At 59.9% G+C, this 17,822-nt stretch carries 17 protein-coding genes and 1 pseudogene; 5 read left to right on the top strand and 13 right to left on the bottom strand.

Annotated features, from left to right (window positions below):
• Positions 1–49 precede the first annotated feature (49 nt).
• Together ABID12_RS09360 and ABID12_RS09355 are read right to left on the bottom strand one after the other, a co-directional pair.
• Positions 50–985, bottom strand: a complete 936-nt coding sequence (locus ABID12_RS09360; protein ID WP_435528204.1) for a pseudouridine-5'-phosphate glycosidase — start codon at positions 983–985, stop codon at positions 50–52.
• On the bottom strand, positions 960–2,102 hold the full coding sequence (locus ABID12_RS09355; protein WP_354434003.1) for a carbohydrate kinase: 1,143 nt from the start codon (positions 2,100–2,102) through the stop codon (positions 960–962). Before ABID12_RS09355 ends, ABID12_RS09360 begins: the two co-directional genes overlap by 26 nt.
• 324 nt (positions 2,103–2,426) lie before the next feature.
• On the opposite strand from ABID12_RS09355, the gene ABID12_RS09350 reads away from it, so the two are divergent.
• Positions 2,427–3,641: an NADP-dependent isocitrate dehydrogenase gene (locus tag ABID12_RS09350; protein WP_354434002.1), complete on the top strand. Its 1,215-nt coding sequence runs from the start codon at positions 2,427–2,429 to the stop codon at positions 3,639–3,641.
• A gap of 126 nt (positions 3,642–3,767) precedes the next feature.
• On the top strand, positions 3,768–4,379 hold the full coding sequence (locus tag ABID12_RS09345; protein WP_354434001.1) for a glutathione S-transferase family protein: 612 nt from the start codon (positions 3,768–3,770) through the stop codon (positions 4,377–4,379).
• Between the two features lie 110 nt (positions 4,380–4,489).
• Here ABID12_RS09345 and rarD read toward each other — a convergent pair whose 3' ends face one another.
• From rarD to ABID12_RS09315, 6 genes are all read right to left on the bottom strand, one after another.
• On the bottom strand, positions 4,490–5,425 hold the full coding sequence (rarD, locus tag ABID12_RS09340; RefSeq protein ID WP_354434000.1) for an EamA family transporter RarD: 936 nt from the start codon (positions 5,423–5,425) through the stop codon (positions 4,490–4,492).
• A gap of 122 nt (positions 5,426–5,547) precedes the next feature.
• Positions 5,548–7,167, bottom strand: a complete 1,620-nt coding sequence (cimA, locus tag ABID12_RS09335; RefSeq protein ID WP_354433999.1) for a citramalate synthase — start codon at positions 7,165–7,167, stop codon at positions 5,548–5,550.
• Between the two features lie 42 nt (positions 7,168–7,209).
• Positions 7,210–7,680, bottom strand: a complete 471-nt coding sequence (locus tag ABID12_RS09330; RefSeq protein WP_354433998.1) for a GFA family protein — start codon at positions 7,678–7,680, stop codon at positions 7,210–7,212.
• A 393-nt stretch (positions 7,681–8,073) separates the two neighbouring features.
• Complete coding sequence (cysS, locus tag ABID12_RS09325) at positions 8,074–9,528, bottom strand: cysteine--tRNA ligase (protein ID WP_354433997.1); 1,455 nt, start codon at positions 9,526–9,528, stop codon at positions 8,074–8,076.
• A 342-nt stretch (positions 9,529–9,870) separates the two neighbouring features.
• A complete protein-coding gene (locus ABID12_RS09320; RefSeq protein ID WP_354433996.1) occupies positions 9,871–10,323 on the bottom strand; it encodes a L,D-transpeptidase in 453 nt (150 codons plus the stop codon).
• Positions 10,324–10,434: 111 nt separating this feature from the next.
• Positions 10,435–11,385 carry a nucleoside hydrolase gene (locus tag ABID12_RS09315; RefSeq protein WP_354433995.1) on the bottom strand — a complete coding sequence of 317 codons (951 nt, stop codon included), beginning with the start codon at positions 11,383–11,385 and terminating at the stop codon, positions 10,435–10,437.
• A gap of 140 nt (positions 11,386–11,525) precedes the next feature.
• On the opposite strand from ABID12_RS09315, the gene ABID12_RS09310 reads away from it, so the two are divergent.
• Positions 11,526–12,311, top strand: coding sequence for a TSUP family transporter (locus tag ABID12_RS09310; protein ID WP_319519980.1), 786 nt, complete (start codon positions 11,526–11,528; stop codon positions 12,309–12,311).
• Here the strand turns inward: ABID12_RS09310 and cobU are convergent.
• The 3 genes from cobU to ABID12_RS09295 all read right to left on the bottom strand — a co-directional run bounded on the left by cobU (position 12,301) and on the right by ABID12_RS09295 (position 15,524).
• Positions 12,301–12,840 (bottom strand): bifunctional adenosylcobinamide kinase/adenosylcobinamide-phosphate guanylyltransferase, encoded by a 540-nt coding sequence (gene cobU, locus ABID12_RS09305; protein WP_354433994.1) that lies wholly within the window; start codon positions 12,838–12,840, stop codon positions 12,301–12,303. The two genes, ABID12_RS09310 and cobU, sit on opposite strands and share 11 nt — an antisense overlap.
• A gap of 222 nt (positions 12,841–13,062) precedes the next feature.
• A complete protein-coding gene (locus tag ABID12_RS09300; RefSeq protein WP_354433993.1) occupies positions 13,063–14,067 on the bottom strand; it encodes a glycine betaine ABC transporter substrate-binding protein in 1,005 nt (334 codons plus the stop codon).
• A gap of 329 nt (positions 14,068–14,396) precedes the next feature.
• Positions 14,397–15,524: an ATP-dependent DNA helicase gene (locus tag ABID12_RS09295; protein WP_106311149.1), complete on the bottom strand. Its 1,128-nt coding sequence runs from the start codon at positions 15,522–15,524 to the stop codon at positions 14,397–14,399.
• A gap of 139 nt (positions 15,525–15,663) precedes the next feature.
• On the opposite strand from ABID12_RS09295, the gene ABID12_RS09290 reads away from it, so the two are divergent.
• Both ABID12_RS09290 and ABID12_RS09285 read left to right on the top strand, forming a co-directional pair.
• On the top strand, positions 15,664–16,050 hold the full coding sequence (locus ABID12_RS09290; RefSeq protein WP_354433992.1) for a COG4315 family predicted lipoprotein: 387 nt from the start codon (positions 15,664–15,666) through the stop codon (positions 16,048–16,050).
• Positions 15,953–16,486, top strand: a pseudogene (locus tag ABID12_RS09285) (RNA polymerase sigma factor); the annotation flags it as partial. The gene ABID12_RS09290 and the pseudogene ABID12_RS09285, both read left to right, overlap by 98 nt.
• Before the next feature lie 81 nt (positions 16,487–16,567).
• Here ABID12_RS09285 and ABID12_RS09280 read toward each other — a convergent pair.
• Positions 16,568–17,164 carry a LysE family translocator gene (locus tag ABID12_RS09280; RefSeq protein ID WP_354433991.1) on the bottom strand — a complete coding sequence of 199 codons (597 nt, stop codon included), beginning with the start codon at positions 17,162–17,164 and terminating at the stop codon, positions 16,568–16,570.
• An 80-nt stretch (positions 17,165–17,244) separates the two neighbouring features.
• A complete protein-coding gene (gene ilvN, locus ABID12_RS09275; RefSeq protein ID WP_354433990.1) occupies positions 17,245–17,817 on the bottom strand; it encodes an acetolactate synthase small subunit in 573 nt (190 codons plus the stop codon).
• Positions 17,818–17,822 lie beyond the last annotated feature (5 nt).

The raw sequence follows: 17,822 nt of genomic DNA, 5'->3' as shown, positions 1-17,822 counted from the left end.
GTTGGCCGCGAGGATAACGCTGTGAAGGCGCCGAACGCAATGCGGGTTGTCAATCCGCCATCGCCACCCGGGCAACGGCCACCTGCGCGGCAAGCGCGGCATTGTTTTTCACCAGCGCGATATTGGCCTCAAGGCTTTTGCCACCCGAAAGCTCGTTGATACGCGCCAGCAGGAAGGGCGTCAGCTCCTTGCGGGTAATCGCCTTCTCCTCCGCTTCACGCAGCGCATCGGCAATGGTGCCGTCGATGAATTCGTGGGTCAGCGCATCGGCTTCGGGAACAGGATTGGCAACAAGAATACCGGTTCCGGTGCCAAGTGCATCATGCAGCAGCATGGCACTGGCGATATCCTCGGCGCGGTCCATGCGATGATCGGCCGCATACCCGCTGGAGCGCGTGAAGAACGCCGGAAAGTCATCGCTGCGATAAGCCATGACCGGCACCCGCTGGGTTTCGAGATATTCAAGCGTCTTGGGAATATCGAGGATCGACTTCACCCCGGCACAGACAACCGTTACTGCGGTATGGCCCAGTTCCGTCAGGTCGGCGGAAATATCGAAGGTCTGCTCAGCGCCGCGATGCACGCCGCCGACACCGCCGGTGGCGAAGATCGGAATGCCGGCAAGGGCGGCAATCTTCATCGTGGCCGAAACGGTCGTGCCGGCCGTCTGTCCCTTGACCATGGCGACGGCGAGATCTCGGCCCGACGCCTTGACCACACCATCTTCGACCTTTGCCAGGCGCTCGATGACGTCTGCGTCCAGACCGGCATGCAGCTTGCCGTCAATGACGGCAATGGTGGCAGGCACCGCACCGTTTTCACGCACCACCGCCTCGACCGCCAGCGCGGTTTCAAGGTTTGCCGGATAGGGCATGCCGTGGGTGATGATGGTGGATTCCAGCGCAACAACCGGTTTTCCGCCGGCAAGAGCGGTTTCGACTTCGCCGCTTTTGATGATTTCAATTTCTGACAAGATGATCTCCATTGGTAACGGATGGGCCGAGCCTGTGCAGACAGGCCTCGACGAAATCGGTGGACAGTTCCGGATGGACGCTGGCCGGCGTTTCGGTCGTCAGCGAGCCGATCAGCGCGCCCTTGCGCACCGCCTCGACAAGCGTGTCGTTCCGGGAATAGAAATTGAGCGTTCCGGCAATCATCGCATCGCCGGCGCCGGTCATGTCGACGGGGTTGGCCTCGACAACCGGGACATGACTGACAGCATCCTTGGTGTGAACCACGACGCCGAGCGTGCCGCAGGACAGAACAACGGCGGCAGCGCCTGCTTCATGCAACGCATTCGCCGCATCCATCATTCCCTTGATATCCCGTGTAAAAATACAGTTTTTCCAGGCGCAGGCTTCATCGAAATTCATGAACAGCAGGTCGATCCCCTTTAACTCACGGGGCAAGCGGGCGACCTTGGGTGTGGAAACCGCATCGACCGCCAGCGAAAACCGGCTGCGCGGCCGCTTTTCGATCAGCGCCGCCAGCGTTGCCGCCGGCAGGTTGCAATCGGCAAACACCAGACTGGCGGATGCAACGGCAGGCCATACGCTATCCATCATTTCCGGCGTCAGCGCGTCGAAAATCGCCATGTCGGCGATGCCATAGGCAAGATCGCCGCCCGGCTCCAGAATAGCCGCATATTCGGCCGTGCGTTGATCGGGGAGCGACAACACATGAGCGGTATCGACGCCGCGTTCGCGCAAATGCCGCAGCAGGTCACGCCCGCTTTCGTCCGTGCCGACAGCGGACACGAACCCGGTCGAAGCGCCGAGAAGCGCCAGATTTTCCGCAACATTGCGGGCAACGCCGCCAAAGCTGCGCGTACCCTCGACAGGGTTCGAGGTGCCCGCAATCAGCGGTGCCCGCGCGTGATATTTGCGGTCGATCACCGCGCCGCCGATCGCCACGATCCGCCCTTCCTGCGGCAGCACATAACCACGCCCCAGTATATGGCCCCGCTCGGTCAGCCGCATGACATGGGCGGCCACGGCCGGGCGCGAAATGCCAAGCCGGTGCGCCATTTCCTGCTGTCCGGCAAAGGGGTCTTCGCGGATCAGACGCAAAAGCGATAGTTCAATCTGGCTGAGTTCCGGCATTGTCACGGCCCTTCACGGCTGAATTTCCGATCCTTTGTAACATATGTTATTTTAAAAACAATTGTTACATTGCTACTTTTGATGGTTTCGACTGCAACGCCACGGCGTCAGGTGGCGGGCGCATGTTCCCAAACTGCGGCAAATTGATGAATTGCGGTCCCGGGCTTTGCGCGTCCCAATCTCCGGTGGTCGGAAAAATCGACCGTTTTTTACCAAAGTTTAGCGCGTGAACGCCTTTTTTCACCGGCATCGCAATGCTATAGCCCTCGTGGCTTATTGAAACATCGGGGGGCAACCGTGCGCCCCGCTAGACGAGGATGGATAATGACGAAGATCAAGGTGGCAAACCCGGTTGTCGATCTCGACGGCGATGAAATGACACGCATCATCTGGCAGTTCATCAAGGAAAAACTGATTTTCCCGTATCTCGATCTGCCGATCGAATATTACGACCTTTCGGTCCAGAACCGCGACGCCACCGACGATCAGGTTACCGTTGACGCCGCCAACGCCATCAAGAAGCACGGCGTCGGCATCAAATGCGCAACCATCACGCCGGATGAAGCCCGCGTCGAGGAATTCGGCCTGAAGAAGATGTGGCGTTCGCCCAACGGCACGATCCGCAACATTCTCGGCGGCGTCATCTTCCGCGAGCCGATCATCATGCAGAACGTGCCGCGCCTGGTTCCCGGCTGGACCCAGCCGATCATCGTCGGCCGTCACGCCTTCGGCGACCAGTATCGCGCGACCGATTTCAAGTTCCCCGGCAAGGGCAAGCTGTCGATCAAGTTCGTCGGCGATGACGGCCAGGAGATCGAACACGAAGTCTACGACGCCCCCTCCTCCGGCGTTGCCATGGCGATGTACAACCTTGATGATTCGATCCGCGATTTCGCCCGCGCTTCGTTCAACTATTCGCTTCAGCGCGGCGTTCCCTGCTATCTGTCGACCAAGAACACCATCCTGAAAGCCTATGACGGCCGCTTCAAGGATCTGTTCCAGGAAGTCTTCGACGCCGAGTTCAAGGATCAGTTCGAAGCCAAGAAGATCTGGTACGAACACCGCCTGATCGACGACATGGTCGCTTCCGCCCTGAAATGGTCCGGCGGTTATGTCTGGGCCTGCAAGAACTATGACGGCGACGTCCAGTCCGACATCGTTGCCCAGGGCTTCGGCTCGCTCGGCCTGATGACCTCGGTTCTGATGACGCCGGATGGTCAAACGGTTGAAGCCGAAGCCGCCCACGGCACGGTGACCCGTCACTATCGCCAGCATCAGAAAGGTCAGGAAACCTCGACCAACTCGATCGCCTCGATCTTCGCATGGACGCGCGGCCTTGCCCATCGCGGCAAGCTCGACGGCAATGAAGAGCTGACCGAATTTGCTCTCACGCTTGAAAAGGTCTGCATCGACACCGTCGAAAGCGGCCACATGACCAAGGACCTGGCGCTGCTGATCGGCCCCGACCAGCCCTGGCTGTCGACCACCGCCTTCCTCGACAAGATCGACGAAAACCTGCAGAAGGCCATGGCCGCCTGAGGCAGACACAGTTCGACACCGAAGAACCCGGCCTTCGCGCCGGGTTTTTTGTTGTCTTGACAGTCGTTTACATATCGGATTAATCCGGTATACATTACGAACAAAACAAGAACATGAAGACACGCATTGAGCCTGGTTCAGTTTTATACCAACCCGATGTCACGCGGGCGCATCGTGCGCTGGATGCTGGAAGAAACGGGTATCGAATACGAGACGCATATCCTGACCTATAACGGCACGATGAAGGATGCGGCCTATCTCGCCATCAACCCGATGGGAAAGGTTCCCGCCATCGTCCATGACGGCCATGTTGTCACGGAATGCGCGGCGATCTGCGCCTATCTGGCCGACGCCTTTCCGCAAGCCGGTCTTGCACCGCCGCCGCACCAGCGCGCCGATTATTACCGCTGGCTGTTTTTCGGCGCCGGGCCGCTGGAGACTGCCCTTTCCAACAAGGCGCTCGGCTTCGTTCCGCCGCCGGAAAAGGAGCGCGTGGTTGGATATGGCAATCTCGAGAATGTCCTGAACACACTCGATCTCAGGCTGCGTGAAAGTCCCTATATTGCCGGCGACAGCTTTACCGCCGCCGATGTCTATGTCGGGGCACAGATTGTTTGGGGGATCCAGTTTGGCACGCTCGGCGACAACAGGCCGTCATTTCAGGCCTATGCAGACCGGATCAAAGACCGCCCGGCAGCCGCACGCGCCAACCGACTGGACGAAGAAGCCGCTGCCTGAAATCACAGCCAGCGACCCTGAAACCCGCTGGCAATATGCGCAGTGGAGATGACGCCCGATCAGACAGTCACCCTGTTGGGGCGTCCTTCGGATTTTTTGGTCCCGGCACGTTATCTTGACGACCGGCGGCGCGCGCGGAACATCGACGTCGTGTAAATGGCAAGGGCCGTCCAAATCAGCATGAAAGCGATCAGTTTTGACGGCTCCAGCGGCTCGTGAAACACAAACACGGCGATCAGGAAAATCAGGCTCGGCGCGACATACTGCATGATGCCGATGGTCGACAGTTTCAGCAGTTTGGCGGCGTTTGCATAGATCATCAGCGGAATGGCGGTGACCGCCCCGCAGCCGACCAGCAGAAACGTCGTCATCGGCGTCTCCAGGAAATGGCCATTGCCGCTGATTTCCAGCCAGACGATGTAGACCGCCGCCGGCAGGCTCATGATCAGCGCTTCCAGCGTGAAACCCGGATTGCCGCCAATGGGCACGATCTTGTGCAGGAAGGCATACATGCCGAAGGAAAACGGCAGCAACAGCGCCACCACGGGCAGGCTTCCGACCTCGACCGCCAGAATGGTCACGGCAACGACCGCCAGCGCGATTGCCACAAGCTGGGGCCGCGAAAGCCGTTCCCGCAGGATCACCGCCGCCAGCGCGACCGAAAACAGCGGATTGATGAAATAGCCAAGAGCGGCATCGACCGTATGGTCATTGCTGACGGCCCAGATATAAGTGCCCCAGTTGACGCAGATGAAGACGCTGCTGAGCCCGACAATCGTCAGAACCTTCGGTTTCCGGCACGCCGCGCGGATTTCCCCACCCTGCCGCGCCAGCCCGACAATCGCGCCGGCAAAGGGCACGGACCAGATGATGCGGTGGGCCAGCACCTCCATCGGCGGCAGGTCGGCGACCAGTTTCAGATAGAGCGGCAGAAAGCCCCACATCAAAAACACCGTCAGCGCCAGCAAAAAGCCCTTGGCCGTATCGCCGTCGGCGACAGTTGCTGCCGGTGGCGTCACGGTTGTATCAATCTCATCGGCCGACATGGCATTGTCCTATCTGGTTACCAGATGCCAATACCGGCAGATGACGGCGCACGCCACCCGGTTTCGGTGAAGCATGCATCAATTCTGGTAATGTCGCGCCACCGCATGCAGGACGGATCCGGTCATTCCGCGGCGACGCGGCCTGCAAGCCTGCGGTTCTTCATCAGTTTGAAGATGATGGAATCCATCAGCGCCTGGAACGAGGCATCGATAATGTTTTCCGACACGCCCACAGTCCACCAGCGCACGCCGTCATCATCGATACTCTCGATCAGAACACGCGTGATCGCCTCCGTGCCGCCGTTGAGGATACGCACCTTGTAGTCGGCCAGCTTCAGATCGGCGATTTCGGACTGGAACTTGCCGAGGTCCTTGCGAAAAGCCTTGTCGAGCGCGTTGACGGGGCCATCGCCTTCCGACACGGACATCACCGGCCGGCCGTCGATTTCAAGCTTCACCACCGCTTCCGATACGGTCTTGATCCGGCCATGGCTGTCATAGCGGCGCTCGACCATCACCCGAAAACTGTCGACATGAAAGAAATGCGGAACCGACCCCAGCTCCCGCAGCGCCAGAAGCTCGAAACTGGCATCGGCCCCCTCATAGGCATAGCCCATGGATTCGCGTTCCTTGACGATGGCGATCAGCTTGTCGAGACGCGGATCATCCTTGGCGACGGTGATGCCGCGACGGTTCAGCTCGTTGATGAAGTTGGATTTTCCGCCCTGATCGGAGACCATCACCTTGCGCGTGTTGCCGACCTTTTCCGGGGCCACATGCTCATAGGTGCGCGGGTCCTTCAAAAGTGCGGATGCATGGATACCGGCCTTGGTGGCAAAGGCCGAGGCGCCGACGTAGGGCAGCTGCGGATCGGGCGCACGGTTCAGCAACTCGTCAAAGCCATGGGACAGCGCGCTCAGTTCCGCAAGGCGGGCTTCATCGAGGCCAAGCGCATAGCGTTCGCTGTAGCGTTCCTTGAGCGCAAGCGTGGCGGCCAGCGTGATGATATTGGCATTGCCGCAGCGCTCTCCGATGCCGTTCAGCGTGCCCTGAACCTGCCGGACCCCGGCGCGCACAGCGGCAAGCGAATTGGCGACCGCCTGTCCGGTATCGTTGTGCGCATGGATGCCGAGACATGCCCCCGGAATGCCCGCGGCGATCACATCGGCGATGATTTCGGCGACCTCGTCCGGCTGCGTTCCGCCATTGGTGTCGCACAGCACCACCCAGCGCGCGCCGGCATCATAAGCGGCTTTGGCACAGGCCAGCGCATAGTCCCGGTTGGCCTTGTAGCCGTCGAAGAAATGTTCGCAGTCAACCATCGCCTCCTTGCCGGACGCGGCAACGGCGGCAACGCTTTCCGATATGCAGGTAAGGTTTTCTTCGTTCGAAATGCCAAGCGCCACGGAAACATGATAATCCCAGCTCTTGGCGACCAGACAGACCGCGTCGCTTTGAGAGCCGATCAGCGCGGCAAGGCCCGGATCATTGGAGGCCGAAACACCTGCGCGCTTGGTCATGCCGAAAGCGGTCATCCTTGCGCTTTCGGTCCGTTTTTCGGCGAAAAAAGCATTATCCGTCGGGTTGGCGCCCGGATATCCCCCTTCGACATAATCGATACCGGCCTGATCCAGCAGGTTGGCAATGGCGATCTTGTCCTCGACCGAAAAGTCGATGCCCGGCGTCTGCTGGCCGTCGCGCAACGTGGTGTCAAACAGATAGATGCGCTCGCACTTTTCCATATCCTGGGTCTCCATCCCTGAAATCGGCCGTATTCAGCCTTGTTATCCGGCGTCAGCCTCATCATCGGGCGGCCATTTTTCGGTATCGTGGTCGGGGTGCTGAAAGGAAACGATGTCGGTTTCCTCAAGGGCCTGCTTGCGTGCCGGCTTTTCGAAAAGATGGTCGATCCAGGGCAAGCGGCTTTCATGGTTGACCTGAACCCGCGGCTCGAAATGCTCCGGTTCATCAAACGCGCCGATGGCAAGTTCGATGCCGTTCGGGTGCTGATAGGTCAGCGGCGTGCCGCAGTGCTCGCAGAAGCCACGCAGGATCTTTGCCGACGACCTGAAAAGCTTCGGCTTGCCGCGCGTCCATGTCAGATGCGCGATATCGGCGGATACCAGCGGCCCGAAGAAACTGCCGAACGCCTTCTGGCACATACGGCAATGGCAGATTGACGGACGTCCGAGGTGGCCGGCGCGAAACCGCACCGCGCCGCACTGGCATCCGCCGGAAAATGTGTCAGCCGTCATAAACAAACCTCCCATATTGCATGGAATGCAGATTGCGGAGCGCAGGGAAAACGGGATTTACCGAACCGCCGGCCTTCCCGTCTTCTTCGCCTTTTTCCGTCTGCCTCCGGCTCGGAATGGTTCTGCCACTGTCGGGCCTCGGCTTTCCGGACTTCAGGTCTTTCAAAAACCGCCCATCCCATCCACCAGCGTCATGCTCGGGCTTGACCCGCGCATCCACGCCCCGCTCCGCATGGCCGGCGCGGGCGATGGACCTCAGCCGTTGCGATACGGGGCGCAAGACCTGCTCACTCCTGTCGCGCCAGACGGGATTGGATCCTCGGGTCAAGCCCGAGGATGACGCCGTAGGAAGCGGCAGCGTGATCAGATTCCGGCAAAGAGAGGAGAAAGCGCTCAACGCTTGACCTCCCAGGTGGTTTCCCGTTCGCCGGTTTCCTTGTTTTTTGAATCCTTTAGCTGAATTCCCTGAGATGCCAGCTCATCGCGAATACGGTCCGCTTCGGCCCAGTTTTTCTCACGGATGAAATCGAGGCGATCCTTGAGCTTTTTCTCGATTTCTTCGCGAAGAGCATCCTCGACAAGAAAGTTAGCAACGTCTTGCGAAGCATATTCAATTTCGTCGAACCCAAGTAGCTGAAGACCGAGCTTAAAGCTTACTGCTGCTTGACCGTCCCCCTTCTTCGCCTCTTTGAATAGCCCCTGCATCTTGGAAATAAATTGCGGAGTGTTTAGGTCGTCCAGGAGTGGGTGTTGGGGTTCAAGTGAGTATCCAGATGTGTTTACTCCGAGTGAAATTGATGCCCAGCGACGGTAAATATTTTCGGCCTCCTCCAACCGCTTCACGGAAAAGTCGATCGGTTCGCGATAGTGCGTCATCAGCATCGCCAGACGCAGCACTTCGCCCGGCCATTTGCGGCCACCGAAATTTTCCGTTTCCAGCAGTTCGTGGATGGTGAAAAAGTTGCCTTCCGACTTGGCCATCTTGCGGCCTTCGACCTGGACGAAGCCGTTATGCATCCAGACATTGGCCATCACGTGGTTGCCGTGGGCCGAGCAGGACTGGGCGATCTCGTTTTCGTGGTGAGGGAAGATCAGGTCGAGGCCACCGCCGTGGATGTCGAAGGTTTCACCGAGATGCTGTTCCGACATCACCGAGCATTCGATATGCCAGCCGGGCCTGCCGTGGATGACGGCGGTTTCGTCGTTGACGGTGAAGGCGCCATCCCAGCCGGGTTCATCGGCCGCGCTTTCCTTCCACAGCACGAAGTCGGCCGGACTTTTCTTGTGGCTTTCCACGGCGATGCGCGCGCCCGCCTGCTGGTCTTCAAGGTTGCGGCGCGACAGCCTGCCGTAATCGGGCATGGATGGCACGTCGAACAGCACTTCCTTGCCCTCAGCGCCGTCGGCCACATAGGCATTGCCCTTGTCGATCAACGTCTGAATCATCGCCACCATGCCGTCGATATGCTCGGTCGCCCGCGGCTCGATTGTGGGCGGCAGAACGCCGAGTGCGGCGATATCCTTGTGGAACTGATCGGCGGTCTTTTCCGTCACATTGCGGATCGCCTCGTTCAGCGGCAGGTCCGGATAGTCGCGCCTGGCCCGTGCGTTGATCTTGTCGTCGACATCGGTGATGTTGCGCACATAGGTAACGTGCGCCTCGCCATAGACGTGACGCAGCAAGCGGTACAGCACGTCGAAGACGATGACGGGGCGGGCATTGCCGATATGGGCAAAGTCATAGACCGTCGGCCCGCAGACATACATGCGCACATTCTCAGGGTCTATCGGTTCGAAAACCTGCTTTTCGCGCGTCAGTGTATTATAGAGCTTCAGGGCTTCGCCCATGTCCAGTCTCCCGAAATCAGTCTTGCTGCACGTCAACAGGCCAGCGACCCGGCCGGGTCGTCTGTCTTCAGCTTGATTTCAGGACAAGGACGGCCGGCCAGCGAGACGCTAGCGAATAATGGTGCAGATAATGCAAAGGGCCGTGTTCATTGCCGCGTTATGCCCGCTGCCACTGCCGCCGTCAAGACGCCCGCGCCAATTCGGGAATTTCGAAATACCATTTGATATGCGCGTCCCGGCCGCCAGCATGCCGGTATCAGGCAAAAGCGCCGCCGGGACGGGATGATCGACGGACTGCCGTTCACCCGGCCCTTACCGAACGCCGTTTTCCTGCGTCAAACCTCAGTCGCCGATCACGACCGTCACATTGTCGAGGCCCATGGTGCGGGCAAGGTCGAACAGCAGCGCCGCATTATCCGGGTGCAGCCGCACGCAACCATGCGAGGCCGGCGAACCGAGCCGGGAGAGCTGGTCGGTTCCGTGAACGGCATAGCCATGGTGAAAGAAGATCGCATACGGCATCGGCGCATTGTTGTATTTGCGCGAACGATGGTTTTTCGAAAGCCATTCCGCGCCGTAAATCCCCTGCGGCGTGGCATAGTGTCCGCGCCCGGTCGACACCGGCCACTGGTAACGCTCATGACCGCCGATGATCACTTTCATCGTCTGGTCTCTGAGGCTAACGGCCGCAACGACCTTGCCCGGCTCAAAGATATCATCACCGGATTTGCGCGCCGCATCGGCGGCAGAAACGGTTACAAAGAGTAACAGAAATGCAGTGAAAACGATGCGCATGATAATCCCCGATACATTGTCCCCTGTCGTTCAGGTTACGTGCACCGGGAATTACAATCAATGCGAGACTACCGGTAAGGTAAACGGTTTGGCCGGAAGGCCCCGCATTCCTCAGGGCGCCAGGGTTGCAGCCACCAGGTCGACAACTTTTTCGGCTTCGATTGTCATCGCAACCTGCTGTTCCGGCTTGTCATCCCACGGGCTTGGCGGGAAAAACTGTCCGGCGGGCTTCTGCAGCGTCAGGCCATCGGCAATGCCGCCGCACACGACACGCACGCTTCCCGCGCGCAGACCGAAGAGTTCGGGCGCGACGACGTAGACGCAGGCGCAGCTGTCATGGACAACCATGCCGTCATCCACCTGCTGGCTGTAGAAATCGATGTAGGGATCGGAAATCTTCGCCAGAAGCTCGACGGCCGAGCCGCCGCGCCGCGCCAGATCCTTCATGGTGGTGCGGGTCATCACCGTCTGGATGGTAACATCGAGACCGATAATGACGACCTTCCACGGCGCGGTGAACACCGCATCGGCGGCTTCCGGATCACCGTGAATATTGGCTTCCGCCGCCGGCGTCACATTGCCGTTGCACTCGAATGCACCGCCCATGACAACCACCTGCTTGACCAGACCGGCAATTTCGGGATCGTGGGCTAACGCCAGCGCCAGATTGGTCATCCGGCCAACGGCGACAATTTCGACCTCGCCCGGATTGGCGCGGACCGTATCAATGATGAACTGCCATGCGGGACGCGAATCAAGCGGCACATCATCGATGGTTTCCGGCATTTCGATATCGCCGAGACCGTTGACGCCATGCACCACAACCGGCCACGGAGCCATCGGGCGCGCCGGATCGTAGGTCTCGTCGGCACCACGCACCACCGGCGCCGAAATTCCGAATTCACGCTTCAGAAACTGCGCATTGCGGGTGGTCGTGTCAGCCGATGCGTTACCGAAGACGGAGGTCACACCCAGAAGCTTGATGTCGGGGTGACGCTCGAGGAAAAGCAATGCCATTGCATCGTCGATACCCGGGTCCGTGTCGAAAATTACCTTGTGCATGAAAACGAATCCTGCTTTTTGAAAGATCGTAACCGGCTGAAGCGCAGCCCGCAAAACGGCCTACACGATCCGGGCGCAAAAGAAAACGCTGACAGTCTCCGGTGGCGCCTGCTGCCTGCCCTTTTTGGAGTTTCATTCGTTTGTTTGAAGCCAGTCTCGAGCTGCTGCTCATCCTGTTCGCGGCGGCGTTCGTCGCCGGTTTTGTGGATTCCATTGCCGGCGGCGCCGGTCTGATCACCATTCCCGTCATGCTGATCGCCGGCATTCCGCCGCTGCAGACGCTGGGCACCAACAAGCTACAGGGCATTTTCGGCGCAACATCGGCCACCATCTCCTATGCCCGCGGCGGCCGGGTGGACCCGAAGACACAATGGCCGATGGCGCTTCTCGCCTTTGCCGGCGGCGCGGTCGGCGCGGCACTTGCAACGGTGATATCCGGCGATGTGCTGCTGGCGGCCCTGCCCTTCCTGCTGGCGGGCATCGGGCTTTATTTCGCGCTGCGCAGCGGGCTTGACGATACCGACCGGCACCAGCGGCTCTCAGTGCCGCTCTTTGCCGGTCTGGTGGTTCCGGCAATCGGGTTTTACGATGGTCTTTTCGGGCCGGGCACCGGCTCGTTCTTCATGCTCGCCTTCGTCACCCTTGGCGGGCTGGGCATGCTGAAGGCAACCGCGCGCACCAAGCTGCTCAACCTCTCGTCCAATCTCGGCGCCTTCGTCGTTTTCCTGGCCGGCGGTGCGATCTTGTGGAAGATCGGTCTCGTCATGGGTGTCGGCCAGTTTCTCGGGGCCCAGACCGGCTCGAACCTCGCCATGAAACGCGGCGCAAAGATCATTCGGCCGCTTCTGGCGATCTCCAGCCTGGCCATGGCCGCCAAGGTGTTTTTTGACGATCAAAACCCGATTTATCAGTGGCTTATGATGTAGTCTTCAACTGCATTGGCAAACCCGCCGCCATAAAGATCACGGTCTGTGCGGCAGCCGCAATTCGCTGGTTCAGCAATCCGGCCTCATCGCGAAACCGGCGCGCCAGGGCATAGTCGGGCACAATCCCAAGGCCGACCTCATTTGCGACGATGAACAATGGATAGGGACATTCGGCAACAAAGGCCGCAAGCCTTTCACCGGCCTGCCCGACATCGTGATCGCCAAGAATGAGATTGCTCACCCACAGCGTCAGGCAGTCGATCAACACCACCGGGCGCGGTTCGTCCCGCAGGCTTTCAAGACATTCGACAAGCGCGAGCGGCACTTCATGGGTCCGCCAGGCACTGCCGCGCTCTGCCCTATGACGGGCAATCCGGGTTTCCATTTCGGGATCGAGGACCTGCGCCGTGGCGACATAGTGAAGATCGCCCTTTGCCGCCCTTGCCAGCTTCTCCGCCTGAGCAGACTTGCCCGACCGGGCGCCACCGAGGATCAGGCATGCCCCTTGCGCTGTTGCATCATTCTGCAAACTCGAGCCCCGATCCGTTGTTGTCGATGAAAAGCGCCGGAAAACGGTCCCGAAATGAAAGCGGACGATTCGTAGAACAAGAGGCGTCCGCCTTGCTGATCATTTCGGATGCGCACTTGCGAAGACCACCTCCGTCAAGCCGCAAACCATGTTCCGACGTTCCATCAATATAGCGTTTTGCCGCCGCTTACGCAATGATGCGCCCTGGCCGGCGACAGCGCCTTAAAGAGACCGGGCGACCTTGTCCGCCACATCTTCGGGCAGCCATGCCTTCCAGATATCCGGATAGGTTTCCAGAAAATGGCGGGCGCCGCCTTCATTGTCGGCGTCGTTATTGCTCATCCAGGCCAGCACCTGGCTGACGGTGGCATTGCTCCATGAGCGGTTATTGAAATAGTCCATCAGATCGCCGCCCTCCATCGCGAAATCGCCGGAAACCAGCGTGTAGACGGCCGAAACGGGATAGGCATTGAGCTTCGGGTCGGCGCAATCGGCCACGATCGTGCAGCTGTCCCATTCCTGCTTGCTGAATTCGACGCCGAAGCTGAGCTTCACCATGTCGTATTCGCCCAGAAGCGCGGTTGGCGCCCAGTAATAGCCAAGCCAGCCTTTACCGTCTTCAAAGGCCTTTGCGACCGAGCGTTCGAGATATGTCCCCGACTCCGTCTCGACCAGCTCAAAGCCCTTGTCGGCGCCATCAAGCGCGCGAAACAGGTTCTCCGTCGAGACCCGACAGGCCCAGCCAACGGGACAGTTGAACACCGCCGGCTTGTCGCCGTCGTCTGCCGGCATGAAAAGCTCGGGATGCTTCAGCGCCCGCTGGGCCGTGGTGATCTCCGGGTGCGCATCGGCGAGGAATTTCGGTATCCACCAGCCCTGAACCCCACCCTCACTCAGGAGCGGTGCGGCAAAGGCAGCCCGTTTTTCGGCCACGGCTTCATCCAGCGCAGGCGTTGCGCTCTCGAACCAGAATTCGGGAATGATCTCCGGCTTTCCGGTTTCGATCATCGTCTCCACCGCGCTGTCTGTATCGCCCGGGACCATGGAGACCGTACAGTCGAACCCGGCCTCAAGGATGATCCGGTCGACCCATGCGGCCAGCCCTGCCGACGACCAGTTCAGCTCCGCAATCGAAATATCGGAACACCGGTCCTGTGCCTGCGCGGTTTGCGCTGAAACTGTAAACGATCCCGCAACCACACATGCGGCGGCAATATGCGCTTTCATAACGATTGATCCATACCCTGCCTGAGCGCCTGCTGCCGCAGCCAACGGCGAAACGCTTCTGGAATTCGTTTATGTCAAGAGTAGTGCCCGGACAGCTAAATGACAAACACAGGCTTTGGATTTTTTTATGGCCAACTGCTTTAAAAGCGCGTCTACGCTAACCAAGCGGTAAGGTTCTGCCGTTAGAAAAAAGACAGCGGACGGTTGCGCGGCGAGATGCCCCGACCTTTTGAGTATTTGCGTAGTCGGGGTGCCGTTGTTTTTCTGGTACTGCGTATGCAACCTCCGCGGATGCGGGTTCGGCCTTGTCGAACCTTGCGAACACGATGTCAGGAGACGATCGTCAGTCGCTCTGCCGCCCGGGTAATGGCGGTATAAAGCCAACGCTCGCGCGTATCCCTGAACGCCCAGCTTTCATCGAACAGCACCACATTGTTCCACTGCGAGCCTTGCGCCTTGTGGACCGTCAGCGCGTAGCCGTAGTCAAAATCATCGTAGCGCTTCTTGGTTGACCAGGGAATTTCGGTTTCGCTGTCTTCGAAGGCCGCCTTCAACAGCTTGATGCGCGACGCACCGCGGTCGGGATCGTCTTCCTCCGGGTTCACCAGCAGGTTGATCCCCGGCTTCACGGTTTCCTTCGATGCCGACATCACCTTCCACAGCGAACCGTTGAGCAGCCCCTTGGCCGGATCGTTGCGCAGGCAGACCAGCTTGTCGCCGGATTGCGGATAGACCTGCGAAAACCCTTTCAGTTCGCGCAGACGCTGATTGTAGCGCCGCCGGGTCTTGTTGGTGCCGACCAGCACCTGATCGGCATCGAGCACCAGATCCTGTGTCACTTCGCGGCGCGAAATCACCTTCGCCTCGCCGTAATCACCATGCGGTATCTCATCGCCCTCGCGCACCCGCATGGCCAGATCGATGATCGGGTTGTCGCGCGCCTGCCGATGGATCTCGGTCAGCAGGAAATCCGGCTCGTGATTGGTGAAATAACCGCCGCCCGAAACCGGCGGCAACTGCCCCGGATCGCCAAGCACCAGCACAGGCGTGCCGAAACTGACGAGGTCCTGGCCGAGCTTTTCGTCCACCATCGAGCATTCGTCGATGATGATCAGCGCCGCCTTTGCCAGCGGGCTCTGCCGGTTGATGGAAAACATCGGCGCGACCGACGTCTTGCCGGTCTCCTCGTCCTCGATCATCTCCTCGCCCTTGGGGCGATAGATCAGCGAGTGAATGGTGCGGGCATTGCTGGCCCCGCGCGAGCGCAGCACCTGCGCGGCCTTGCCGGTGAAGGCGGCAAACAGCACCTCGCCATCGACATGTTCGGCAAAATAGCGCGCAAGCGTGGTCTTGCCGGTTCCGGCGAAGCCGAACAACCGGAACACCGGCGAACGGCCTTCCTTCAGCCAGCGCGACACGGCCTGCAGCGCTTCATCCTGTTGCGGTGAAAACTCCATGGCGTGACTTGGCAGGATTCGCCAACCCGGGGCAACAAAAAATCGGGGCAGCCCGGGAATAAATCGCCGATCTGAGGTGTCTATCGGGTGAATGCGCCACACAGATCGCGGCGCAGATCAGCAAAACGGACAGATCGATATGATGAAGACAATTTCCATTCTCACCGCTGCAGCGCTTGTCGCCGTTGCAGGCACGGCCTTTGCCGGCACAGACACGTTCCGCGCCGTCAACACTTATGACGGTCAGGTTCTGGCCGGACAGAACGGGCGCACGCTCTACACCTATGACAAGGACGCAAACCACCTATCCGTGTGCTACGGTAGCTGTGCTGCCAAATGGCCCCTATATCTCGCCAACCCATCCGCGCAACCGTTTTCGAAATACTCTTTTGTGGTGCGCAAGGACGGGCAGAGACAGTGGGCTTTGAATGGCGAACCTCTCTATTTCCGGGCAAATGACAAGAAGCCCGGCGATGTCACCGGCGACGGCGTCAGCAATCTCTGGCAGGTTGCCCGCCCGGCATGATCGCACACCGGCGCGGCAGCCTGGAACCGCCGCGCCGGAAGACCTATTCGAAACGGAAATGCAGCGCTGCCTGCCGCAACTTGCCCGCATGGCATGCGCGCTGGCGGGCTCAGCCGAAGACGGCGCCGACCTGCTGCAGGATACGATCGAACGCGCGCTGTCCCATAAATGCCAATGGCATGGCGACAATCTCGGCGGCTGGCTCTATGCGATCATGGTGCACATCAACGCCAACCATTTTCGCCATCGCAACACGCTTTCCTTTCTTGACCTTGACCTCGCCGCAGACCTGCCGGACGACGGTGCAGAAGAAAACGTGGAAATTGACCGGCTGATGCTTGCCGATGCGCTCGATACCTTGCCGCCGGCCGTCCGGGATATCGTGGTTCTCTGCGATCTCGAAGGTTTCAGCTATGACGAGATCGCCGCGCGGCTTGACGTGCCGGTGGGCACGGTGATGTCGCGCCTGTCGCGCGCACGTCACCGGCTGGCAGATATTCTGGAGGCGAAAGGAAGCTCAACGCAGCATCGGCCAGAGGCTTGCCACCAGCACCAGCGCCATCACGATATTGAACCATTTCAGCCGGTTGCCATAAGAGAGCCAGTGGCGCAGCCCCGAGCCGAAACCGGCCCAAAGCGAGATACTGGGGATGGTGATCAGGCCGAACACGATCGCGACAATCGCCACGGAACGGGCATAATCGGCGGGATCGGTGAAGACGGACATGGCCGTCAGCCCCATGATCCAGCCCTTGGGATTGACCCACTGGAAACCGACCGCCTGAAAAAAGGTGAGCGGCCTGCCGGTCGTCGCCTCGCCGGACGCCATCTTGCGCGTCGTGCCGATCTTCCAGGCGATCCACAGCAGATAGAGCGCACCGGCGATCTTGGCGACAACAAGCACCGACGGAAACGCAGTGATGACCGCCCCGAGCCCGGCGCCGACCCCCGCCATGAGGAGCGCAAAGCCAGCCACCACGCCGGAAATATGCGGCAGTGTGCGGGAAAACCCGAAATTCACCGTCGAGGCGAACACCATCATATTGTTCGGACCGGGTGTGACGGAGGCCGCCAGCGCGAACCCGATCAGGGCCAGCAATGTTTCGTTGGTCATGGACCTGCCCCTCCCGCAGGTGGACCGCGCCGAAACAGCATACCGCCCTGACCCGGCGCGGCCGATCAAAAGATGACGGGTTACATCCCATGCGGACCGCGGTTCATCGAGGCCGGGCCGGTGCGGCAGATTTCGACAAGGCCGAGCGGACGCATGATGGCGATGAACTGGTCGACCTTGGAAACCTTGCCGGTCAGTTCGAACAGGAAATGCTCGACCGAGGCATCCACCACCTTGGCCTCAAACGCATCGGCAAGCCGCAGCGCTTCCTGGCGCTGGTCGCCATTGCCGACCACCTTGATCAGCGCCACCTCGCGTTCGACCGGCGGGGCAATTCCCAGTTCGCGGGCGCGGACGGAAAGATCGACCACCTTGTGCACCGGCACCTGCCGGTCGAGCTGGGCCTTGATCTGTTCCAGAACGTCGGGCGTGCCCTTGGTGACGATGGTGATGCGCGACAGATGCGCCTCGTGCTCGGTTTCCGAAACGGTGAGGCTTTCGATGTTGTAGCCGCGTCCGGAGAAGAGGCCGATCACGCGGGCGAGAACGCCCGGTTCGTTGGCCACGACCACGGAAAGCGTGTGGCGCTCAGGCGGGGCGGTCGGGCTCGAGATGAAATAGGCTGAACCGGTCGGTTGTAGCTTGGCGTTCATTGTTT

Origin of the sequence: Martelella mangrovi (assembly GCF_040545495.1) — a bacterium.
In the GTDB taxonomy this organism is placed as follows: Bacteria; Pseudomonadota; Alphaproteobacteria; order Rhizobiales; family Rhizobiaceae; genus Martelella; species Martelella mangrovi.
The sequence above is the reverse complement of the archived record's forward strand: the minus strand, read 5'-3'. Positions and strand labels throughout refer to the sequence as shown.